Here is a 22,004-nt window from a genome sequence, read left to right as displayed (position 1 = left end):
GAGCGGTACGTGAGCGAGAGCAGTGCGGAGGCCGCCCTGGCCGTCGCCTCCGCCGCAGGGGGGTCGGGGAACTGGCGCCGGACGACCGGGATCGCGGGCGCCGCGATAGGGGTGGTCGCCGCGGGCGCCGCGGCCGGTGTCGCCATCGAGCGGCTGACCGTCGGCCGCGGGATGCGCAAGAAGGCCCGGCTCGCCCTCGACTCGGCGGGCCCCTACGGCTCGCTGCGCGGCACCCCCGGCAAGGCGTACGCCGACGACGGCACCGAGCTGTACTACGAGGTCGACGACGTCGAACCGGAGGGCGGGCCCGCCCCGCGCCGGCGCCGGCTGTTCGGGCGCAAGGCGCCGCTGCCCGTCACCGTCGTCTTCAGCCACGGCTACTGCCTCAACCAGGACTCCTGGCACTTCCAGCGGGCCGCGCTGCGCGGCGTCGTCCGGACCGTGCACTGGGACCAGCGCAGCCACGGCCGCTCGGGGCGGGGCGTGCGCCAGACCCGGGACGGCGTGCCCGTCGACATCGACCAGCTCGGGCGGGACCTGAAGGCCGTCGTCGACGCCGCCGTGCCCGAGGGGCCGATCGTGCTCGTGGGGCACTCCATGGGCGGGATGACCGTGATGGCGCTCGCCGACCAGTACCCCGAGCTGATCGCGGACCGGGTGGTCGCCGTCGCCCTCGTCGGCACCTCGTCCGGCGGGCTCGGCGAGGTCAACTTCGGGTTGCCGGTGGCCGGGGTGAACGCCGTGCGGCGGGTGCTGCCGGGGCTGCTCAAGGCGCTGGGGCAGCAGGCCGCACTGGTGGAGAAGGGGCGGCAGGCCACCGCGGACCTGTTCGCCGGGATCATCAAGCGGTACTCGTTCGCGACCCGGGACGTCGACCCGGCCGTCGCACGGTTCGCCGAACGGATGATCGAGGGCACGCCGATCGACGTGGTCGCCGAGTTCTACCCGGCCTTCACCGACCACGACAAGACGGCGGCGCTCGCCCGCTTCTCGGACCTGCCGGTCCTGGTGCTCGCGGGCGTCAAGGACCTCGTCACGCCCAGCGAGCACAGCGAGGCCATCGCCGATCGGCTGCCCGACGCCGAACTGGTGCTCGTGCCGGACGCCGGGCACCTGGTCATGCTGGAACACCCGGAAGTGGTCACCGACCGGCTGGCCGACCTGCTCACCCGCGCGGGTGCCGTCCCGGCAGGGGCTACGGTTGGCGGTTATGGAAGCAGCGCCGCACGACCCGGCTGAGACCGGGCTGACCGTCACCTCCCCCGAGCAGATGCGTGAACTGGGTCGGAAACTGGCCAAGCTGCTGCGCGCCGGTGATCTCGTGATGCTCAGCGGTGAGCTCGGCGCGGGCAAGACCACGCTGACCCGGGGGCTCGGCGAAGGGCTCGGGGTCAGGGGTGCCGTGACCTCGCCGACCTTCGTGATCGCCCGGGTGCACCCCTCCCTCGGCAACGGGCCGCCGCTCGTGCACGTCGACGCCTACCGGCTCGGCGGCGGGCTCGACGAGATGGAGGACCTGGACCTCGACGTCTCGCTGGGCGACTCGGTGATCGTCGTGGAGTGGGGCGAGGGCAAGGTCGAGGAGCTGACCGAGGACCGGTTGCAGGTGCAGATCCACCGCGCGGTCGGCGACACCACGGACGAGGTGCGCCAGGTGACGCTGACCGGACGGGGCGGGCGCTGGGCCGCGGCCGATCTGGGCGTGCTCTCCGCCTGAGGTCCCGTATTGGTCGGGGCCGCGCATTCCTGGATGAATATTCCGACAAGACGTCGGCATATCATTGCTTTAGCGGTCGTGCCCGTGGTCACATGGTATCCAGTCCGTAGTTAGGTCTACCTAACTACCCCCGCCCCCGGTGCTCAGGAGGCGACCATGCCGGCCACGGAACGAGACAAGGGGACCCCGCGCGCGGTCTCCGCGGTCCCCATGTGGGAGCTGCTGGCGGCCTGTGCCGCCGCGAACGTGATCTCCACACCGCCACGCGTGCCCGACCGGGAGACCGCCGGGGACGAAGGCCGTCCGAAAGCCGCCTAGCGGATCACGGTCCTCGCCGACCCGCGTCCTCAGCGGATCACGATGACCTTCCGGCCGATCGTCGCGAAGGCCCACATCGCGTCGCCGTCCGCCCGGGACTCCCGGATGCCGCCCGTCTTCGCACCGGGCGCGGGTTCCGGGGCCGCCCCGTCGACGGCCGCGCTGAACCCGACGGTCACCGTGTCGACGCTGGCGAAGCGGACGACGTGCTCGATGGGCGTGCCGTCCGTGCCGGTGACCGAGTTCGAGCGGGACGTCACCCAGTAGGAGCCCGGCGCCGGGTCCACCGTCCCCGGGTCCACCTTGAACGTCCGCGTGACCCTGCCGTTCTCGCCGACCAGCCAGACCCGGTCGTCGTCCACCGAGTAGACGACCCGTTCGCCCTTGCCGGACCCCGCGGGCAGCGCCGAAGGATGCTTCTTGTCCCGCGGCACCTTGGACGCGGCAGCCGCCGGAAGGCTGCTGCGGTGCTCCTTGGTGAGCGCCGCGGGCACCGTCGCCGACGCCTGGTAGCCCAGTACGCCGACCGTCAGCAGGGCCGCCGCGGTCAGCCCGGTCACGATCCCTGCGCTGGTGCTCGGCACGGTCGTCCACCTCGTCGTCGTACGGCAGGTCCCCGTGGCCGGGGCGGTCCCCGGCGACGGTAGCAGTCCGGACATGTCCGATCCGGGCGGCGATGGGCGCGGCGCGGGAGCCGTAGGCTGTTTGCGTGCTCTTGCTCGCTCTGGATACCGCCACCCCCGCCGTCACCGTCGCCCTGCACGACGGGACGGACGTCATCGCCTCGTCGAGCCAGGTGGACGCACGCCGGCACGGGGAGCTGCTGCTGCCGGCCGTCGACCGCGTGCTCGCCGACGCCGGGCTGGGACTCGACGCCGTCACCGGGATCGTCGTGGGAACCGGGCCCGGCCCCTACACCGGGCTGCGGGTCGGGCTGATGACCGCCGACACCTTCGGGCTCGCGCTCGACGTGCCCGTGCACGGCGTGTGCACGCTCGACGGGCTCGCCTACGCCGCCGACCTGGACCGCCCCTTCGTCGTGGCCACCGACGCCCGGCGCAAGGAGGTCTACTGGGCCCGCTACGACGACCGGCGCACCCGGGTCACCGAGCCCGCCGTCGACCGGCCCGCCGACATCGCCGAGCAGGTCGCCGGAGTGCCCGCCGTGGGCGCGGGCGCGCTGCTCTACCCCGACACCTTCCCCGCCGCGCACGCGCCCGAGCACGTGTCCGCCGCCGCGCTCGCGTCCCTCGCCGCCGAGCGGCTGGCCGCGGGCGGGGAACTGCCGGCGCCCCGGCCGCTGTACCTGCGCCGGCCCGACGCCCAGGTGCCGAAGAACTACAAGGTGGTCACCCCCAAGTGACCGCCTCGCTGCGTGAGATGCGCTGGTGGGACATCGATCCCGTGCTGGACCTGGAGAAGGACCTCTTCCCCGAGGACGCCTGGTCCCGGGGCATGTTCTGGTCCGAGCTGGCCCACGCGCGGGGCGCGGGCGCGACGCGGCGCTATGTCGTCGCCGAGGACGGGGAGCGGCTCGTCGGATACGCCGGGCTCGCCTCCTCCGGCGACCTGGCCGACGTCCAGACCATCGCCGTGGCCCGGGACCACTGGGGCACCGGGCTCGGTGCCGTGCTGCTGACCGAGCTGCTGCGCGCGGCCACCGCGTTCGAGTGCGCGGAGGTGATGCTGGAGTGCCGGGTCGACAACGTGCGCGCCCAGAAGCTGTACGAGCGCTTCGGCTTCGAGCCCATCGGCTTCCGGCGCGGCTACTACCAGCCGGGCAACGTCGACGCCCTGGTGATGCGACTGACCGCCCCCGAGAACTCCGTACAAGGAACTGAGATCAATGGCTGACGAACCGCTCGTCCTCGGTATCGAGACCTCCTGCGACGAGACCGGCGTCGGCATCGTCCGGGGCACCACCCTGCTCGCCGACGCCATCGCCTCCAGCGTCGACGAGCACGCCCGCTTCGGCGGTGTGGTGCCCGAGGTCGCCTCCCGCGCGCACCTGGAGGCGATGGTGCCGACCATCCGGCGCGCGCTGAAGGACGCCGGGGTCGCAGCGAAGGACCTGGACGGGATCGCCGTCACCGCGGGGCCCGGGCTCGCCGGCGCCCTGCTGGTCGGTGTCTCGGCGGCCAAGGCGTACGCGTACGCGCTCGGCAAGCCGCTGTACGGCGTCAACCACCTCGCCTCCCACATCTGCGTGGACCAGCTGGAGCACGGGGCGCTGCCCGAGCCGACGATGGCCCTGCTGGTGTCCGGCGGGCACTCCTCCCTGCTGCTGTCGACGGACATCACCCAGGACGTCCGGCCGCTCGGCGCGACCATCGACGACGCGGCCGGCGAGGCCTTCGACAAGATCGCCCGGGTGCTGAACCTCGGCTTCCCCGGCGGGCCGGTCATCGACCGGTACGCCAAGGAGGGCGACCCGGCCGCCATCGCCTTCCCGCGCGGCCTCACCGGGCCGCGCGACGCGGCGTACGACTTCTCCTTCTCGGGGCTGAAGACGGCCGTGGCCCGCTGGATCGAGGCCAAGCGGGCGGCGGGCGAGGACGTGCCGGTGCGGGACGTGTCGGCGTCCTTCCAGGAGGCCGTGGTGGACGTGCTGACCCGCAAGGCCGTGCGCGCCTGCAAGGACGAGGGCGTCGACCATCTGATGATCGGCGGCGGTGTCGCGGCCAACTCGCGGCTGCGGGCGCTGGCCCAGGAGCGGTGCGAGGCGGCCGGCATCCGGCTGCGGGTGCCGCGGCCCAAGCTGTGCACGGACAACGGCGCGATGGTGGCGGCCCTGGGCGCGGAGATGGTGGCCCGCAACCGGCCCGCGTCGAGCTGGGACCTGTCGGCGGACTCCTCGCTGCCGGTGACCGAGCCGCACGTGCCGGGCCATGTTCACGGTCACGGCCACGACCATGTGCACGAGGTCAGCAAGGAGAACCTGTACTCGTGACGGTCGCGCTGATGTGGGAGGCGCGGGCGGCCGAGGGCCGGGGCGCCGACCTGCTGGCCTGGGCCCGCGCCCAGCACCTGCCCGGCGAGCCGCTGCGCCGCGAGACCTTCCGCGCGCCGCAGGACCGCGTCCTCGTCATCACCTGGTGGGACGCGGCCTACGACGACGTCCTGCCCGAACTCCCGGAACCCGCGGCCGGGCTGGTGACCCGGGCGGTGCACCGCTGGCGCTTCGAGGCGGTGCCGGACTGAGGGCCCTGAGGCCCTGAGCTCAGGACACCTCCGTCTCGCAGCGCAGGACGCGGTCCGGGCCGAGGACACGGACCGGGCCGGTGAGGTCCAGCCGCACCGTGTGCCGCACCTCCGCGCTGGAGGCCGCCAGCCGCAGTTCCAGGGCGCCGGGTTCGACGATCCGGGTGCCGGTGCGGTCGGTGAAGGCGGACAGGTCGGGGTGGAAGCGGAAGGTGACCGTGCGCGCCGCGCCCGGGGCCAGCTCCACCCGCCGGTAGCCGATCAGCCGGACGTCCGGGCGGGTCACCGAGGCCACCGGGTCGTGCAGATAGAGCTGGACGACCTCTGCGCCGGCGCGCTCGCCCGTGTTGCGGACGGTCACCGGCAGGTCGTACGAGCCGTCCGTGCCGATCTCGGCGTCGCCCGCGCCGGACTCCCAGGCGAAGGACGTGTAGCCGCGGCCGTGGCCGAAGGGGTACAGCGGGGTCGGGTCGAGGTTGCTGACCTCGCCCGCCAGGCCCAGCGGGGGCTGGAGGTAGGTCCAGGGCTGGCCGCCGGGGACGTGCGGGACGCTGACCGGGAGGCGGCCGGACGGGTTGACGCGGCCCGACAGCACTCCCGCCACCGCCGGGCCGCCCTCCTCGCCCGGGAAGAAGGCCTGCACGGCGGCGGCCAGCCGGCCCTGCCAGCGGCCCAGCGCGTACGGGCGGCCGGTGAGGAGCACGAGGACGACCGGGACGCCCGTCGCCACCAGCGTGTCCAGCAGCTCCGCCTGTACGCCCGGCAGCCGCAGGTCCGTCGCGTCGCAGCCCTCGCCCGAGGTGCCCCGGCCGAACAGGCCCGCCCGGTCGCCGAGCACGGCCACGCAGACGTCGGCCTCCGCGACCCGGGCGACCGCCTCCTCGAAGCCGCCGGTGTCCGGGGTGTCCACGCCGCAGCCCTGCGCGAACGTCACCTTCGCGTCGGGCAGTTCGGAGCGCAGCGCCTCCAGCACGGTCGGGATCTCGACGCCCATCGGGACGTCCGGGTGATGGGCCAGGACGTGGGAGGGGAAGGAGTAGCAGCCGAGCATCGCCAGCGCGTCCGCCGCCCTCGGCCCCACCACCGCGACCCGGGTGTCGGGGGAGAGCGGCAGCACGCCGTCCGGGTTGTCCAGCAGGACCACCGACTCCTCGGCGAGACGGCGGGCCAGGGCCCGGTTCGCCGTCGAGTCGAGGTCGACCGGCCCCGCCGGGTCGGGGTCCCAGTCCTCGTCCAGCAGGCCCAGTTCGCACTTCTGGACCAGGACCCGGCGGGCCGCCCGGTCGATCAGCTCCTCGGGGACCTCGCCCGCCCGCACCGCCTCCAGAAGCGGTCTGCCGTAGCACTTCAGGGTCGGCAGCTCGACGTCGACGCCCGCCTCCAGCGCCTTGCGCGCCGCTTCCGCGGGGCTGCCCGCGACCCGGTGCAGGCTCTGGAGGAAGCCGATGCCGAAGTAGTCGGAGACGACCGTGCCGGTGAACCCCCACTCCTCGCGCAGCCGTTCGGTGAGCAGACCCGGGTCGGCCGAGGCCGGGACGCCGTCCGTGTCGTTGTACGCGGCCATCACCGAGCGCGCCCCGCCCTCGCGCAGCGCCAGCTCGAACGGGGGCAGCGTGACGTCGGCGAGTTCGCGCACGCCCGCCCGCACGGGTGCCTGGTTGCGGGCGCCCGCCGAGGCCGCGTACCCGGCGAAGTGCTTGAGGGTCGCGACGATCCCGGCCGACTCCAGGCCCCGCACGTAGGCGGCGCCGACGGTGCCGACGAGATACGGGTCCTCGCCGATCGTCTCCTCGACCCGTCCCCAGCGCGGGTCGCGGACGACGTCCAGGACGGGGGCCAGACCCTGGTGGACGCCGACCGCGCGCAGGTCGCGGCCGATGTGCCGGGCCATCTCCGCCACGAGGTCCGGGTCGAAGCTCGCGCCCCAGGCGAGCGGGACCGGGTACGCGGTCGCCTTCCAGGCGGTGAAACCGGCCAGGCACTCCTCGTGGGCGAGCGCGGGGATGCCGAAGCGGCCCGCCGCGGCGATGCGGCGCTGCGCGCGGGCGAGGGCCCGCGCGCCCAGCTCCGGGTCCACGGGGGCGGTGCCGAAGGGCCGGGTGAGCTGGCCGAGGCCGTGGGTGATCAGCTCGTCCCACGCGTAGTCCGAGGTCATCTCGTGCTGGAGCGGGGCGACGCCGTCCCCGTCGGTGTCGGCGCCCACCCACACGCCGTAGAGCTGGGCGGTCTTCTCCTCCAGGGTCATCCGGGAGAGGAGGTCGTCGACACGGGTGGCGGGGGGCAGGGCGGGGTCACGCCAGGGCGCGGTGGTCATGAAACTCCTGTCGGGTCGACGACCTCTCGCGAATGTCGCTCATGTCTCTCGGCCACGTCTCTCGCGAATGTTTCGAGATGCAATCCGAATGTTTTGGGAACCTAGGCGGGTGGGAGGGGTTCGTCAAGAGGTCGCGCAGGGATACGATCGCGGCCATGACGCCCCCAGAGCCCGTGGAAACCCGGGCGGCAGCCGCCACGAACCGCCGGTCGACGCAGACCGCGACGCTTGCCGAGATCGCCCGTGAGGCCGGTGTCTCGGCGCCGACTGTTTCGAAGGTCCTCAACGGACGGGCCGACGTGGCCCCGGCGACCCGCACCCGCGTCGAGGACCTCCTGCGCGCCCACGGCTACCGCAGGCGGCGGGCCGAGGCGAGCCGTTCCCCGCTCATCGACCTGGTCTTCCACGAGCTGGAGAGCGCCTGGGCGATGGAGGTCATCCGGGGCGTGGAGAACGTGGCGCGGGACGCCGGGCTCAGCGTCGTGCTGAGCGAGAGCGCCGGACGGCTGACCCCGGGGCGCACCTGGGCCGACCAGGTCGCCGCCCGGCGCCCGCACGGGGTGATCCTGGTGCTCTCCGGCCTGGACGAGTCGCAGCGCGCGCTGCTCACCAGCCGGTCGATCCCGTTCGTCGTGATGGACCCGGCCGGCGATCCCGGGGCCGACGTGCCGTCCATCGGGGCCACCAACTGGCAGGGGGGCCTCGCGGCCACCCGGCATCTGGTCGAGCTCGGCCACACCCGGATCGGCGCGATCAGCGGGCCCTCGCGCATGATGTGCAGCCGCGCCCGCGTCGACGGCTACCGGGCCGCCCTGGAGACCGCCGGGCTCCCCGTCGACCCGGCGCTGATCAGGAACGGCGACTTCCATCACGAGGCCGGCTACCGGCAGGGCCTCGAACTGCTGCGCCGCGAGGACCGTCCCACCGCCGTGTTCGCCGGGAACGACCTCCAGGCGCTCGGGCTCTACGAGGCCGCGCGCGAGCTGGGGCTGCGCATCCCGGAGGACCTGAGCGTCGTCGGCTTCGACGATCTGCCGGTCGCGCCCTGGGTCGGACCGCCGCTGACCACCGTGCGGCAGCCGCTGACCGAGATGGCCGAGGCCGCCGCCAAGCTGGTCCTCGACCTGGCCCGGGAGGAGGGGACTCCCGCGGCGACGCGGGTGGAGCTGGCGACGAGTCTGGTGGTGCGCAGCAGTACGGCCGCGCCGCCGGTGGCCGGAAGTTGACGTATTGACGGGTGTTCCGCGGAACTCCACACTGCCCCGAAGTCAATCGGTTGCACAACCGAAACTTTCGGAGGCACCCGCAATGAGAACCTCCAGAACCTTCACCACCCCGCGAACCGGCCCGGGAGCCGTGCCGCGCACCGCCCCGCGAACCCCCTTTCGGGTGCGGCTCTCCGCCGTGCTCGCCGCGGTGGCCACCGTCGGCGCCCTGGTGACCGCGGGCGCGAGCACCGCCCAGGCCGCCGACACCCCGCTGCGCGACCTCGCCGCCGCCAAGGGCAAGGTCATCGGCACGGCCGTCACCGGTTCCAAGCTGACCGGGACCTACGGCGACCTGGCCGGGGCGCAGTTCAGCGCGCTGACCCCGGGCAACGCCATGAAGTGGGGCTCGGTCGAGCCGACCCAGGGCACCTTCAACTGGACCGAGGCCGACCAGATCGTCGCCTTCGCCGAGGCGCACGGCCAGCAGGTGCGCGGTCACACCCTGGTCTGGCACAGCCAGAACCCGAGCTGGCTGACCAACGGCACCTGGACCCCGGCCCAGCTGAGCACCCTCCTCAACGACCACATCGCCACCGAGGCCGGGCGCTACAAGGGCCGGATCGCCGCCTGGGACGTGGTCAACGAACCCTTCAACGAGGACGGCACCTACCGCTCGACCCTCTGGTACAACGGCCTCGGCTCCGGCTACATCGCGCAGGCCCTGACCGCCGCCCGTGCCGCCGACCCGGCCGCCGAGCTGTACATCAACGACTACAACGTCGAGGGCGTCAACGCCAAGAGCACCGCCCTGTACAACCTGGTCAAGTCCCTCAAGGACAGCGGCGTCCCGATCGACGGGGTCGGCCTCCAGGCCCACCTCATCCTCGGCCAGGTGCCCTCGACGCTCCAGCAGAACATCCAGCGCTTCGCGGACCTCGGCGTCGACGTGGCGATCACCGAGCTCGACGTACGGATGGCGCTGCCGTCGGACAGCACGAAACTCGCCCAGCAGAAGGCCGACTTCAAGGCGGTGACCGCCGCGTGCGTCGCCGTCACGCGGTGCGCGGGCGTCACCGTCTGGGGCTTCACCGACTCCGACTCCTGGGTCGACAGCACCTTCCCCGGCTACGGGGCGGCGACGCCGTACGACGCCAACTACGCGCCGAAACCGGCGTACTACGGCATCGCGGAGGCGCTCGGCGGGACGCAGTCGACCGAGGGGTGCGCGGCGACGTACGCGATCACCAACCAGTGGAACAGCGGGTTCACCGGACAGGTGACGATCGCCTGCTCGGGGGCCGCGCTGTCGTCCTGGCACGCGAACTGGACGTTCGGCTCGGGACAGGTGATCACCAATGCCTGGAACGCGACCTGCACCCAGTCGGGGGCGGCGGTGAGCTGCGCCAACGCCTCCTACAACGGGACGGTGCCGGACGGGGGATCGGTGAGCTTCGGGTTCAACGCGTCCTGGAGCGGCAGCAATACGGCGCCGACGGTGACGCTGAGCTGAGAAAGCTGAGATTTTCTGAAGAATGTGGCCCCGGACAGGCTCCTCGTAATAATTCGGACTTACGTTCCTGTCCGTGAATTCCGTGAATGGGGACGACGAAGGAAGAAAAGTGGGCCGGCGGCGGCGCGTGCTGAGGGCCGCCGGCCTCACTCTCGCGGGCGTGCTGGTGCTGGGCGCGGCGGCGGGCGGCTGGGTGTACTGGCATCTGAACGACAACATCAGAAGCGTCGACATCAACCAGGCCCTCGGCGACGACCGCCCCGCCAAGGCCACGCCGTCCCCCTCGCCCTCGGCGTCCGAGAGCGCCGTGCCCACCGAGGCCCTCAACATCCTCGTCCTCGGCTCCGACTCGCGCAGCGGTGAGGAGAACCAGGCGCTCGGCGGCGGCAGCAGCACCGGCGCCCGCTCCGACACCGCGATGGTCGTCCACCTCGACGCGGGCCGCGGCAGCGCCACCGTCGTCAGCATCCCGCGCGACACCCTCGTCACCCGCCCGTCCTGCCCGACCTCCTCGGGCGGTTCGACGGCGGTGGCGTACAACGCCATGTTCAACAGCGCCTACTCGGTGGGCGGGCCGGTGTGCGCGGTCAAGACCGTCGAGTCGATCACGAACGTCCGCATGGACCACTACATCGAGATCGACTTCGCCGGGTTCGCGAAGCTCGTGGACGCCCTCGGCGGGGTCACCATCACCACGGACGAGGACATCGACGACGACGACAGCCATCTGAAGCTGGCGGCCGGCACCCATCACCTGGACGGCGAGAAGGCCCTCGCGCTGGCCCGCACCCGGCACGGCATAGGCGACGGCAGCGACCTCGGCCGCATCGGCCTCCAGCAGCAGCTCGTGAAGGCCCTGCTCGCCCAGATCTCGTCCACCGACCTGCTCCGCGACCCGGCCAAGCTGTACGAGGTCGCCGACGCGGTCACCGGCAGTCTCACCACCGACACCGGCCTCGACTCCCTCGGCGAGCTGACGAGCCTCGGCAGGAGCCTGGAGGGCCTCTCCACGGACCACGTCACGACGGTCACCATGCCGGTCGTCACCGCCCCCAGCGACCCCAACCGGGTGGTGGCGGACGAGCCGGAGGCGAGCGAGCTGTGGAAGTCGCTGCGCTGACGCGAGGACGCCCGCGGAGAAGTCCGCGAAAAAACTTCGGGGCGGGTGTCGATTCCCGTCCGCCCCGATCGACGCAGAGGTGAGAGGCCGGACAGCACCGGAACCGGAAGCGGAACCGGGACCGGCCCCGCAACCCGAGGAGTCACCATGCCGCGTTATCTCTCCCTCGTGCGGATCGACGAGTCCACCGCCCCCGCGGAGGGCCCCAGCCCCGAGCTGATGGAACGCATGGGCGAACTGATCGAGGAGATCACCAAGGCCGGCGTCATGCTCGACACGGCCGGGCTGACCCCGTCCTCCCAGGGCACCCGGGTGCGCTGGGAGGACGGGAAGATCTCGGTCACCGACGGGCCGTTCACGGAGGCCAAGGAGGTCGTGGGCGGGTACGCGCTCATGCAGTGCAAGGACCGGGCCGAGGCCCTGGAGTGGACCACGCGGTTCCTGAAGGTGCACGAGGAGCACTGGACGGTGACCTGCGAGGTGCGGGAGATCGCCGAGGGCTGAGCCCGTCCCGGGTCCGCCTCGGTCACGCCCTTGTTCCGCCTTGGCCACGGGCGCCCGCGGGTGTTGCATGGGGGACTGTGAGCGAACAGTCCCCCGTCGACCCGCGGCACGCCATCGAGACCGTCTTCCGCATCGAGTTCCCGCGTGTCGTCGCCGGCGTCGCCCGCGTCGTCCGTGACCTCGGCGTCGCGGAGGAACTCGCCCAGGACGCCCTGGTCGCCGCGCTGGAGCGGTGGCCGCGGGACGGGGTGCCGGACAACCCGGGCGCCTGGCTCATGGCCACCGCCCGGCACCGGGCCGTCGACCTGGTCAGGCGCCGGGAGAACCACGCCCGCAAGCTGGCGGAGATCGGCCGCGACCTGGACACCACCGCGGCCCCGCCGGACGACCCCGACGACATCGACGACGACCTGCTCAGGCTCGTGTTCACCACCTGCCACCCGGTCCTGTCCCCGGAGGCCCGCACCGCCCTCACCCTCCGCCTCCTCGGCGGCCTGACGACCCCGGAGATCGCCCGGGCCTTCCTCGTGCCCGAGGCGACGGTCGCCCAGCGGATCGTCCGCGCCAAGCGCACCCTCGCCACGCGGGACATCGCCTTCGAGGTGCCCTACGGACCCGACCGCGAGGCCCGGCTCGGCTCGGTCCTGGACGTCATCTACCTGATCTTCAACGAGGGATACGCCGCGACCGGCGGCGAGGACTGGCTGCGCCCCGCGCTGTGCGAGGACGCCCTGCGGCTGGCCCGTGTGCTGGCGGGGCTGATGCCCAAGGAGCCCGAGGTGCACGCGCTCGCCGCACTCCTCGAGTTCCAGGCGTCGCGCACGGCCGCCCGTACCGGCCCGGACGGCGAGCCCGTCCTCCTGCGCGACCAGGACCGGCGCCGCTGGGACCGGCTGCTGATCGCCCGCGGCGTCCGCGCCCTGGACCGCGCGGACGCCACCGCCACCGGAGCCCCCGGCCCCTACGCCCTCCAGGCCGCCATCGCCGCCTGCCACGCGCACGCCCACACCTACGCCGACACCGACTGGCGCGCGATCGCCACCCTCTACACCCTCCTCGCGGCCCGCACCCCGTCCCCGGTCGTCCAGCTCAACCGCGCGGTCGCGCTGTCGATGACCGAGGGCCCGGAGGCGGCCCTGGCCCTGGTCGACACCCTGGCCGCCACCGGCGACCTGGACGACTACCACCTGCTCCCCAGCGTCCGCGCCGACCTGCTGTCCCGGCTGGGGCGGACGGCGGAGGCGGCGGCCGAGTTCGCCCGGGCCGCCACGCTCACCGGCAACGCGCGCGAACGCGCCCTGCTCCTGCGCCGGGCCCGCGAGACTCAGACGGGCTGACCGAGCAGCATGACCGGCGCGCCCGCGGCGCGGGTGAGGAAGACCGTCAGGGCGTGGGGGCCCTGTGGCTTCGGCAGGGCCCTGCGGCGCAGTTCCTCCGGTTCCACCGCCGAGCCCCGCTTCTTCACGGTCAGGGTCCCGACCTCCCGCTCCCGCAGCAGCGCCTTCAGCTTCTTGAGGTTGAAGGGGAGACGGTCGGTGATCTCGTAGGCGGTGGCGTACGGGGTCGGGGCGTGGGTGTCGGCCGTGATGTACGCGATCGTCGGGTCGATCAGGCCGCCGTCGAGCCGTGCGGCGACGTCGGCGACGAGATGGGCGCGGATGACGGCGCCGTCGGGCTCGTACAGATAGCGGCCGACCGGGCGGACCGCGGGATCGGGCAGGCCGGCGCCGATCAGGGTGCGGGGGCCGGGCAGGAGGGTCGCGCGGACGGCTCCCGGGGCGGTGCCGAACCAGAGGACCGCCTCCTTGACGTCGCCGCCGTCGGAGATCCACTCGGCCTCGGCCTGCTCGGGGATCGTCTCGTGGGGCACACCGGGGGCGATCTTCAGGGCGGCGTGCGGTGCCTTCAGGGCGGCCCGCACGGCCCAGGACAGGGGAGGGGAGTAGGCCTCGGGGTCGAAGATCCGGCCGCGCCCCGCGGAGCGGCGTCCCGGGTCCACGAACACGGCGTCGTACCCGGCCGTGTCGACGTCCATGACGTCCGCCTCGCGCACCTCGATCAGCCCGTCCAGCCCGAGCGCCTCGGCGTTCGCCCGTGCCGCGGCGGCCGTGAGCGGGTCGTGGTCCACGGCGAGGACCCTGATCCCGGCCCGGGCCAGCGCGATGGCGTCGCCCCCGATGCCGCAGCACAGGTCGGCGACCGAGGCGACGCCGAGGGCCCGGATCCGGTCCGCCCGGTACGCCGCCACGCTCGCCCGCGTCGACTGCTCGACCCCGTTGGGGGTGAAGTACATCCGCCCGGCGTCCTCGGCGCCGAACTTGGCCTCCGCGCGCTGCCGCAGCCGCGCCTGGCCGAGTGCGGCCGACACCAGTTCGGCGGGGTGGTCGCGGCGCAGCCGGGTGGCGACGGCGAGTTCGTCGGCGGGGGCGGTGCCGCGCACCTCGTCGAGGAGGGCGCGGCCGACGGGGGTGAGGAGCGGGGCGAGGTCGTTCACCGCCTCATTGTGAGCCAGTCGGTGGACGGTCCGCGTCCGGCGGGGTGTCGGCCCGGGGGCGGGATCGGCGGCTGCCATGATCCGGCCCCATGGGATCAGTAGGACAAAATGACAAAAGCCGGTTCATGTGGGGCCTGCGAGGCGGCCTCGCCGTCCTCGCGCTCGCCGCGGTCGTCACCGGCTGCGCGCGGGACCACGCCACCGAGGTGCGCCCCGCCCCCGGCCAGCAGCCCCTGAAGGCGCCCCCGGCCCGCGCCCTCGACGCGTACGCCACCAAGCTGCGCGCCGCCACCGCCGTGGCCGAGCGCTGGGGGCTGAAGCGGGTGCCGCTGACCGCGCCGCCCGCGCCCGCGAAGAAGCCGCACATCACCACCCGCAAGGGCTTCGAGGTCGACGGCCACGAGGAACTGGGGCTGCCGCCCGTCTTCACCACGATCCCCACCGACCGGAAGATCGTCTTCCTGACGATCGACGACGGCGCCGAGAAGGACCCGCAGTTCCTGCGGATGATGGGCGAGCTGAAGATCCCGTACACCGCGTTCCTCAGCGACTACCTGGTCAAGGAGGACTACGGGTACTTCAAGCGGATGCAGGACCGCGGTGTCGTCCTCAACAACCACACCCTGCACCACCCCTATCTGCCCGGCCTGTCCTACGCCCGGCAGAAGGAGGAGATCTGCGGCATGCAGGACGTCGTCGAGAAGCGCTACGGCACCCGGCCCCTGCTGTTCCGGCCGCCCTTCGGCAACTACAACAAGGACACCCTGACGGCCGCCAAGTCCTGCGGTGTGCGCTACGCGCCGATCTGGAACGAGGAGGTCTTCGTCGACCGCTGGGACTACCGGGAGTGGGACCGGCGGATCCACCCGGGCGACATCGTGCTGAGCCACTTCCGGGGCCGCGAGGACTGGAAGGGCACCATGCCCGACATGGTGCGGCGCTTCCTCGACAAGGTCACGGCCGAGGGATACGCGGTGGCCCGGCTGGAGGACTACCTGTGAGAGCGGCGCGAGCCGCGGCGGCCGGTGTCCTGGCCGCCGCGCTCCTCACCGGCTGCGCCCAGTCCGTCGACCCCATCGAACGCCTGGGCAAGCGGGCCGTGTCGTACGGCGCGAAGGGCGAGCGGGCGGCACCCGTGCCCGTGGTGACCCGGGTCGCCACCACCGACCGGGTCGTCTTCCTCACCTACGACGACGGCGCCGAACAGGACCCCCGGTTCGTCGAGCTGGTCCGGCGGCAGCGGCTGCCCGTCAGCATGTTCCTCACGGACAGCGTCGTCGGCCCCGGGTACGGCCACTTCGCGCGCCTCAGGTCGGTCGGCGCGTCCGTCCAGAACCACACCCTCGACCACGCCGCCCTGCGCGGACTGCCGTACGCCGGGCAGCGTGCCGAGATCTGCGGCCAGCAGGACAAGCTCCGCGCCCGCTTCGGCATCCGCCCCCGCCTCTTCCGGCCGCCCTACGGCTCCTACGACCCGACGACGCTGCGCGCGGCCGGCGACTGCGGCATCACGGCCGTCGTCCTGTGGCGCGCGGCGATGGGCGAGCGGGAACTGAGCTACCGGGACGGGGAGCGGCGGCTCGGGCCCGGCGACATCGTCTCGGTCGGGTCCGTCGAGACGTCGGGCCGCACCCTGGTGGAACGGACGCGGCTGCTGCTGACGGAGATCGAGCGGGCCGGACTCAGGGTGGGGAGGCTGGAGGACTACCTCTGAGCGGCTGGAGCGGGGAGGGGGAGAACGGTTCCGCAGCGCGGCGAATTAGCAGTCCGCTTGACCGAGTGCTAATCGCGGTCATAGTCTCGGGTCTGGCACTCCCCACTGGAGAGTGCCAACCAGCGACGGGCAGGTCCGGCACCCGCGACGACGGATCCACCTGGTCGCCACCTCAGACAGTTAACCCCGTGAGATCTCCGAAGGGGGAGGTCGGATCGTGACGACCGCCAGCTCCAAGGTTGCCATCAAGCCGCTTGAGGACCGCATCGTGGTCCAGCCGCTCGACGCCGAGCAGACCACGGCCTCCGGCCTGGTCATCCCGGACACCGCGAAGGAGAAGCCCCAGGAGGGCGTCATCCTCGCCGTCGGTCCGGGTCGCTTCGAGAACGGCGAGCGCCTGCCGCTCGACGTGAAGGTCGGCGACATCGTGCTGTACAGCAAGTACGGCGGCACCGAGGTCAAGTACAACGGCGAGGAGTACCTCGTCCTCTCGTCCCGCGACGTCCTCGCGGTCATCGAGAAGTAGGACTTCGAAGTTTTTTGTGAGCTGCGCCCCTGGCCCCCGCCACCATTGATCAACCGATGGGAAGCCGGGTGCTCGGGGCGCAGCCTCTTTTTCTGATCCCCATAGCTTTCCGAGAGGGCTCCCGCTGTCATGGCGAAGATCCTGAAGTTCGACGAGGACGCCCGTCGCGCCCTCGAGCGCGGCGTCAACAAGCTGGCCGACACGGTCAAGGTGACGATCGGCCCCAAGGGCCGCAACGTCGTCATCGACAAGAAGTTCGGCGCCCCCACCATCACCAACGACGGTGTCACGATCGCCCGTGAGGTCGAGATCGACGACCCGTACGAGAACCTCGGCGCGCAGCTGGTGAAGGAGGTGGCGACCAAGACCAACGACATCGCGGGCGACGGTACGACCACCGCCACCGTGCTCGCCCAGGCGCTGGTGCGCGAGGGCCTGAAGAACGTCGCCGCGGGCGCGTCCCCGGCGCTGCTGAAGAAGGGCATCGACGCGGCCGTGGCGGCCGTGTCCGAGGACCTTCTGGCCACCGCCCGCCCGATCGACGACAAGGCGGACATCGCCGCCGTCGCCGCGCTGTCCGCGCAGGACACGCAGGTCGGCGAGCTCATCGCCGAGGCGATGGACAAGGTCGGCAAGGACGGTGTCATCACCGTCGAGGAGTCCAACACCTTCGGTCTGGAGCTGGACTTCACCGAGGGCATGGCCTTCGACAAGGGCTACCTGTCGCCGTACTTCGTGACGGACCAGGAGCGCATGGAGGCGGTCCTGGAGGACCCCTACATCCTGATCAACCAGGGCAAGATCTCCTCGATCCAGGACCTGCTGCCGCTCCTCGAGAAGGTCATCCAGGGCGGTGCCTCCAAGCCCCTGCTGATCATCGCCGAGGACGTCGACGGCGAGGCCCTGTCGACCCTGGTCGTCAACAAGATCCGCGGCACCTTCAACGCGGTCGCGGTCAAGGCCCCCGGCTTCGGCGACCGCCGCAAGGCGATGCTCCAGGACCTGGCGATCCTCACCGGTGCCACGGTCATCTCCGAGGAGGTCGGCCTCAAGCTCGACCAGGCCGGTCTGGACGTGCTGGGCACCGCCCGCCGCGTCACCGTCACCAAGGACGACACCACGGTCGTCGACGGTGCCGGCGACTCCGCCGACGTCACGGGCCGCGTCGCCCAGATCAAGGCCGAGATCGAGAACACGGACTCCGACTGGGACCGCGAGAAGCTCCAGGAGCGCCTCGCGAAGCTGGCCGGGGGCGTGTGCGTGATCAAGGTCGGCGCCGCCACCGAGGTGGAGCTGAAGGAGAAGAAGCACCGTCTGGAGGACGCCATCTCCGCGACCCGCGCCGCGGTCGAGGAGGGCATCGTCTCCGGTGGTGGCTCCGCGCTCGTCCACGCCGCCAAGGTGCTGGACGGCGGTCTGGGCAAGACCGGCGACGAGGCCACCGGTGTCGCCGTCGTCCGCAAGGCCGTCGTCGAGCCGCTGCGCTGGATCGCCGAGAACGCCGGCCTGGAGGGCTACGTCATCACCTCCAAGGTCGCCGAGCTCGACAAGGGCCAGGGCTTCAACGCCGCGACCGGCGAGTACGGCGACCTGGTCAAGGCCGGCGTCATCGACCCGGTCAAGGTCACCCGCTCCGCGCTGGAGAACGCCGCGTCCATCGCCTCCCTGCTTCTGACGACCGAGACCCTGGTCGTCGAGAAGAAGGAAGAGGAGGAGCCGGCCGCGGCCGGTCACGGCCACGGGCACTCCCACTGAGCCGAGCAGTGACTGACCGAGGGCCCGGCACCCCGAAGGGGGTGCCGGGCCCTCGCGCGTCAGTGGCCGTCCTGGAACAGGAACCGAGTCGGTTCCTCCAGCGCGGCCCGCGCACCCTCCAGATCCGCCATCCGGGCGGCGAGAGTGGCCTCCGCGAGCCGTCGTGGCAGCGCCTCGGCGAACTTGAGACCGCGGACGGCGCCCGGATCCACCGACGGCAGGGTCAGCCCGTCCCCGGCGTCCGCGAGCGCCGCCCGCCAGGTCCGCGGCTCCACGTCGTCCCGCAGCCGGACGAAGCGGTCGTCCAGGAGCCGGTGCGGCAGGGCGACCGTGGGCAGGGAAGCCGCCAGGGTGGCGTTCGCCCGGTGCCCCGCCCAGGTCCACCAGCGCACATCGCTGTCACCGCGCCGGGTGACGACCGTGCCGCCCGGGTGCACCACGTCCTCGAAGGTCCCGCGTGCCTCGGCCAGCCTGGCCGCAGCCCGACGGGTGAGCCGCACCGGCGGGTCGCCGCCGAGCAGGACCTCACGGGCGGCCCGGGTCAGCGCGTACGACCGGACACGGTCCGGACCGAAGCCGTTCCACCGGGCCCGCCCGCCTTCCTCCGTGGGCTCCACGAAACAGCGCCTGCGTCGCCAGTCGATGTAGGTCACCAGCCAGCTGCGGCCCGCGAGGAGCAGTTTGCGCGGTCCCTCGACCTCCTCGGTGAGCAGATCCGGATCGGTCCTGCCGATCTCGGTCCGCCCGCTGAGCACGGTGAACTCCGGTGGCGCGGTGAAAGATGCGGTGAGGTTCATGAAGTGCCGATGCCCGAAACGACGTTCGGCCTCGGGGCCGATGAACAGAGTGCCACCGTCGCGCTCCAGGTAGCCCTCGTCCGCGAGGTGGCGCACCACGGGTTCGGCGCCCCGCCCGAAGAACTCCAGACCGCCCCACCAATCCTGCCACAGGTTCTCGCCTACCCGGTGCTCCTGGAGGCAGAGCGCGAGCACCTGCTGGGCGACGAGATGCCGGGGTTCCGGTGGCGCGGTCACGGGTTCCACCCAGCCGCGCGACCAGGCCAGCAGGAGCGCTGCGGCGGACAGGAACCCGGCGTCGGTGAGGGCGAGGAAGAGGCAGCTGCGTACCGTGCCGGGGCGGCGGCCGGTCCGGCCCAGGCGTTGCAGGAACGAGGCCACCGTGGCGGGTGCGTCGAGCTGGACGACCCGGTCCAGGTCACCGACGTCGATGCCGAGTTCGAGGGTGCTGGTCGACACGATCACGCAGTCGCGGGCCTCGGCGAAGGCCTCCTCGGCGCGGCGCCGTTCGTCGGCGGAGAGCGAGGCGTGCGAGAGGAACGTGGTCACCCCGCGCAGCCGGAGCTGCTCGCCCAGCTCCTCGACGGTGCGTCGGCTCTCGCAGAACACCAGGCGTTTCTCACCTCGGTGCAGTGCCGCGATCACCGTGGCCGCGTTGGCGACGGAGCCCACGTAGTCCAGTTCGACGTCGCCCGGCGGCGGGCCTGCGGCGGGCTCCCGCGCCACGGGTCCGGCCTCCGGGAGTGTGACGCCCGGCGCGATGACCTGCCCCGGACGCCGCCCCTTCCCCGACCCCTGGAGCCACGCCAGCAGTTCGTGCGGATTGCCGACCGTGGCGGACAGGCCCACCCGCTGCACGGGCCGCTCGGCGACCTTCTGGAGCCGTTCCAGTACGGCGAGCAGATGCCAGCCCCGGTCGTCGCCCGCGAAGGCGTGCACCTCGTCGATCACCACGGTCCGCAGCCCGGAGAAGAAGGCACGGTGGTCGACATGCGTGCTGACCAGCATCGCCTCCAGCGACTCCGGGGTGGTGAGCAGTAGATCCGGGCGCTGGGCGAGGATACGGCGGCGCCGGGTGCCGGCGATGTCCCCGTGCCACAGCTCCGCCGTGCGTCCCACCCACCCGGCGTAGTTCTCCAGGCGCGGGTGCAGGTTGTTCAGCAGAGCTTTCAGCGGGGTGACATACAGGATGCCGGTTCCCTTCCAGCCGTGCCGCTGGGCGCGGGTGAGCAAGGGGAACACCGCTGCCTCGGTCTTGCCGGAGGCGGTCGGGGCCAGCAGTACGGCGTCCTGCCCGGCCAGCAGCGGCTCGATGGCCTCTTCCTGGAGCGGGCGCAGGGAGCGCCAGCCGAGCGAGTTGACGATGTGGTGGGTGAGGATCGGGTCCAGCAGGTCCAGAGCTTCGGCGCTCACGGCAGCTCCAGCTCCACGTCACCGGCGGTCGCGGCGGCGTTGCGTTCGACCTCGTCGAGTTCCGACGCGTCGACCGTGAGCGTGTAGTGGGTGCGAGGGTCGAAGTCGTCGAAGGTGTCGATCCGGTCGAGCACGTCCGCCACCAGCTTGCGCAGGTAGAGCCGGGGAGCGATGCCGGCTTTGCCGCCGAGGGAGCCCGTGACGGCCCGGGCCAGCGTGTCCAGATAGGCGTCGTCGGCCTGGGCACGGATCCGGTCGGGGTTGCGGGCTGTGGCCTCGTACACCTCGCGGACCTTGCGGCCCAGCTGCCCCAGGGAGGCCAGGTCGAAGCCGGGCAGGCGCAGCTGGACGGCCCGGGGGGAGTCGAAGCGCGGGTCGGTGGTGAAGTCGGTCGCCAGCCGCTGGGCCAGCGGGGCCAGCCGCTGCACGCCCTGTTGCCCGTCGTAGAAGGCGGGAGTCCCGGTGATGACGAGGAACAGGCCCGGAAAGCGCCCGGCGTCGATCTCGTCGAGCAGTTGGCGCAGGGCGTTGAGGGACTTCTCCCGGACGTCGCCCCGCACCCGTTGCAGGGTCTCGACCTCGTCGAGGACGAGCAGGAGTCCGGGGTGGCCGCAGTCGCGCAGCACGGTCAGCAGCCCTTGGAGGAAACCGAGGGCGGCGAAGTGGTCGAGGTCTCCGCGGACCCCGGCGGCCCTCTTGGCGGAGGCGGCCACCGACCGCTGCCCGCCCAGCCACGCGATGAGCGCCTCGGCACGGGCGCCGTCACCGGCTGCGACGGCCTCGCGGTAGCCGCGCAGCGCGGCGGAGAAGGCGGGCGTCGTGCGGGCCACTTCCGCGAGCCGTAGTTCCAGGAGCGCGTCCACGGCCCGCCCGAGACCGGCCTCGTCGTCCTCTCGCGCCTCTCCCGCGTCGAGGACCTCTTCTTCCAGCGCGTAGAACCACGAGTCGATCACGGCACGCAGCGCGGAGGGCGGGTGGGTGGCCGTGGTGAGCCGTTCGGTGAGCCGGCGGTAGACGGTCTCCAGACGGTGCAGCGGGGTCTCCGTCTCGGAGATCTGCACCTCGCTGACGGCCATGCCACGGCGTTTGGCGCGTTCGGCGAGCCAGCGGGCGAAGAAGGTCTTGCCGGACCCGTACTCGCCGCGCAGCGCGTGGAAGGCGGAGCCGCCGCGGGCGACGGTGGCGAGGTCGTCGTCCAGGGCGTCCGCGAACCGGTCGAGGCCGACGGCGAACAGCCCGAGCCCTTGCTGCGGCACGGTGCCGCGCCGAAGGGCGTCGACGACGTCCCGGGCGCGCGCGGAACTGAGGCCGGCAGCCTGCGGGCCTCCTGGGGCGTTCATGACGAGGCGCTTTCCGGGAACTGCTGGCGCAGCAGCTCCCTGTCGAGGTGGACGGTGCGCCCGGACTCCACGA

General features: G+C 72.5%; 21 protein-coding genes. 16 read left to right on the top strand and 5 right to left on the bottom strand.

Annotated features, from left to right (window positions below; genetic code table 11):
- Nucleotides 1-9 precede the first annotated feature (9 nt).
- The 3 genes from ACIPSE_RS03850 (at nt 10) to ACIPSE_RS03840 (ending at nt 2,035) form a co-directional block, all read left to right on the top strand.
- Nucleotides 10-1,239 (top strand): alpha/beta fold hydrolase, encoded by a 1,230-nt coding sequence (locus ACIPSE_RS03850; RefSeq protein ID WP_401657076.1) that lies wholly within the window; start codon nt 10-12, stop codon nt 1,237-1,239.
- Complete coding sequence (gene tsaE / locus ACIPSE_RS03845; protein WP_401657074.1) at nt 1,211-1,717, top strand: tRNA (adenosine(37)-N6)-threonylcarbamoyltransferase complex ATPase subunit type 1 TsaE; 507 nt, start codon at nt 1,211-1,213, stop codon at nt 1,715-1,717. Before ACIPSE_RS03850 ends, tsaE begins: the two co-directional genes overlap by 29 nt.
- Before the next feature lie 156 nt (nt 1,718-1,873).
- A complete protein-coding gene (locus ACIPSE_RS03840) occupies nt 1,874-2,035 on the top strand; it encodes a hypothetical protein (RefSeq protein ID WP_401657072.1) in 162 nt (53 codons plus the stop codon).
- Nucleotides 2,036-2,064: 29 nt separating this feature from the next.
- Here ACIPSE_RS03840 and ACIPSE_RS03835 read toward each other — a convergent pair whose 3' ends face one another.
- Nucleotides 2,065-2,619: a hypothetical protein gene (locus tag ACIPSE_RS03835; protein ID WP_401657070.1), complete on the bottom strand. Its 555-nt coding sequence runs from the start codon at nt 2,617-2,619 to the stop codon at nt 2,065-2,067.
- A gap of 125 nt (nt 2,620-2,744) precedes the next feature.
- Between ACIPSE_RS03835 and tsaB the strand changes: the two genes are divergently transcribed.
- The 4 genes from tsaB to ACIPSE_RS03815 are packed head-to-tail and all read left to right on the top strand — an operon-like array spanning nt 2,745 to nt 5,236.
- Nucleotides 2,745-3,398, top strand: a complete 654-nt coding sequence (gene tsaB / locus ACIPSE_RS03830; RefSeq protein ID WP_401657068.1) for a tRNA (adenosine(37)-N6)-threonylcarbamoyltransferase complex dimerization subunit type 1 TsaB — start codon at nt 2,745-2,747, stop codon at nt 3,396-3,398.
- A 17-nt stretch (nt 3,399-3,415) separates the two neighbouring features.
- A complete protein-coding gene (gene rimI / locus ACIPSE_RS03825) occupies nt 3,416-3,889 on the top strand; it encodes a ribosomal protein S18-alanine N-acetyltransferase (RefSeq protein WP_401657670.1) in 474 nt (157 codons plus the stop codon).
- Nucleotides 3,882-4,985 (top strand): tRNA (adenosine(37)-N6)-threonylcarbamoyltransferase complex transferase subunit TsaD, encoded by a 1,104-nt coding sequence (gene tsaD, locus ACIPSE_RS03820; RefSeq protein ID WP_401657066.1) that lies wholly within the window; start codon nt 3,882-3,884, stop codon nt 4,983-4,985. Before rimI ends, tsaD begins: the two co-directional genes overlap by 8 nt.
- Complete coding sequence (locus tag ACIPSE_RS03815; RefSeq protein WP_401657064.1) at nt 4,982-5,236, top strand: hypothetical protein; 255 nt, start codon at nt 4,982-4,984, stop codon at nt 5,234-5,236. Before tsaD ends, ACIPSE_RS03815 begins: the two co-directional genes overlap by 4 nt.
- A gap of 19 nt (nt 5,237-5,255) precedes the next feature.
- Here the strand turns inward: ACIPSE_RS03815 and ACIPSE_RS03810 are convergent, their stop codons facing one another.
- On the bottom strand, nt 5,256-7,550 hold the full coding sequence (locus ACIPSE_RS03810) for a glycoside hydrolase family 3 N-terminal domain-containing protein (RefSeq protein ID WP_401657062.1): 2,295 nt from the start codon (nt 7,548-7,550) through the stop codon (nt 5,256-5,258).
- 155 nt (nt 7,551-7,705) lie between these two features.
- On the opposite strand from ACIPSE_RS03810, the gene ACIPSE_RS03805 reads away from it, so the two are divergent.
- The 5 genes from ACIPSE_RS03805 to ACIPSE_RS03785 all read left to right on the top strand — a co-directional run bounded on the left by ACIPSE_RS03805 (nt 7,706) and on the right by ACIPSE_RS03785 (nt 13,229).
- Complete coding sequence (locus tag ACIPSE_RS03805; RefSeq protein ID WP_401657060.1) at nt 7,706-8,776, top strand: LacI family DNA-binding transcriptional regulator; 1,071 nt, start codon at nt 7,706-7,708, stop codon at nt 8,774-8,776.
- An 82-nt stretch (nt 8,777-8,858) separates the two neighbouring features.
- A complete protein-coding gene (locus tag ACIPSE_RS03800; protein WP_401657058.1) occupies nt 8,859-10,268 on the top strand; it encodes an endo-1,4-beta-xylanase in 1,410 nt (469 codons plus the stop codon).
- An 82-nt stretch (nt 10,269-10,350) separates the two neighbouring features.
- Nucleotides 10,351-11,388 carry an LCP family protein gene (locus tag ACIPSE_RS03795; RefSeq protein WP_401657668.1) on the top strand — a complete coding sequence of 346 codons (1,038 nt, stop codon included), beginning with the start codon at nt 10,351-10,353 and terminating at the stop codon, nt 11,386-11,388.
- A gap of 147 nt (nt 11,389-11,535) precedes the next feature.
- Nucleotides 11,536-11,892 (top strand): YciI family protein, encoded by a 357-nt coding sequence (locus ACIPSE_RS03790; protein ID WP_401657056.1) that lies wholly within the window; start codon nt 11,536-11,538, stop codon nt 11,890-11,892.
- 77 nt (nt 11,893-11,969) lie between these two features.
- The gene (locus ACIPSE_RS03785) at nt 11,970-13,229 is read left to right on the top strand and encodes an RNA polymerase sigma factor (RefSeq protein WP_401657054.1); all 1,260 of its coding nucleotides are present in this window, start codon (nt 11,970-11,972) and stop codon (nt 13,227-13,229) included.
- Here ACIPSE_RS03785 and ACIPSE_RS03780 read toward each other — a convergent pair.
- Nucleotides 13,217-14,386, bottom strand: coding sequence for a methyltransferase domain-containing protein (locus ACIPSE_RS03780; protein ID WP_401657052.1), 1,170 nt, complete (start codon nt 14,384-14,386; stop codon nt 13,217-13,219). The two genes, ACIPSE_RS03785 and ACIPSE_RS03780, sit on opposite strands and share 13 nt — an antisense overlap.
- Before the next feature lie 125 nt (nt 14,387-14,511).
- On the opposite strand from ACIPSE_RS03780, the gene ACIPSE_RS03775 reads away from it, so the two are divergent.
- The 4 genes from ACIPSE_RS03775 (at nt 14,512) to groL (ending at nt 18,381) form a co-directional block, all read left to right on the top strand.
- Nucleotides 14,512-15,387 carry a polysaccharide deacetylase family protein gene (locus ACIPSE_RS03775; protein WP_401657050.1) on the top strand — a complete coding sequence of 292 codons (876 nt, stop codon included), beginning with the start codon at nt 14,512-14,514 and terminating at the stop codon, nt 15,385-15,387.
- Entirely contained in the window at nt 15,384-16,100 is a 717-nt protein-coding gene (locus tag ACIPSE_RS03770) for a polysaccharide deacetylase family protein (RefSeq protein WP_401657048.1), read from the top strand. The genes ACIPSE_RS03775 and ACIPSE_RS03770 overlap by 4 nt, the downstream gene beginning before the upstream one ends.
- A gap of 217 nt (nt 16,101-16,317) precedes the next feature.
- Entirely contained in the window at nt 16,318-16,626 is a 309-nt protein-coding gene (groES, locus tag ACIPSE_RS03765; protein ID WP_031477499.1) for a co-chaperone GroES, read from the top strand.
- A gap of 129 nt (nt 16,627-16,755) precedes the next feature.
- Nucleotides 16,756-18,381: a chaperonin GroEL gene (gene groL, locus ACIPSE_RS03760; RefSeq protein WP_401657046.1), complete on the top strand. Its 1,626-nt coding sequence runs from the start codon at nt 16,756-16,758 to the stop codon at nt 18,379-18,381.
- A 59-nt stretch (nt 18,382-18,440) separates the two neighbouring features.
- Here the strand turns inward: groL and ACIPSE_RS03755 are convergent, their stop codons facing one another.
- Both ACIPSE_RS03755 and brxD read right to left on the bottom strand, forming a co-directional pair.
- Nucleotides 18,441-20,591, bottom strand: coding sequence for a DEAD/DEAH box helicase (locus ACIPSE_RS03755; protein WP_401657044.1), 2,151 nt, complete (start codon nt 20,589-20,591; stop codon nt 18,441-18,443).
- Nucleotides 20,588-21,931, bottom strand: a complete 1,344-nt coding sequence (brxD, locus tag ACIPSE_RS03750) for a BREX system ATP-binding protein BrxD (RefSeq protein ID WP_401657042.1) — start codon at nt 21,929-21,931, stop codon at nt 20,588-20,590. Before brxD ends, ACIPSE_RS03755 begins: the two co-directional genes overlap by 4 nt.
- Nucleotides 21,932-22,004 lie beyond the last annotated feature (73 nt).

The sequence above is a fragment of the Streptomyces sp. NPDC090106 genome (genome assembly GCF_044747265.1).
GTDB lineage: Bacteria > Actinomycetota > Actinomycetes > Streptomycetales > Streptomycetaceae > Streptomyces.
The sequence above is the reverse complement of the archived record's forward strand: the minus strand, read 5'-3'. Positions and strand labels throughout refer to the sequence as shown.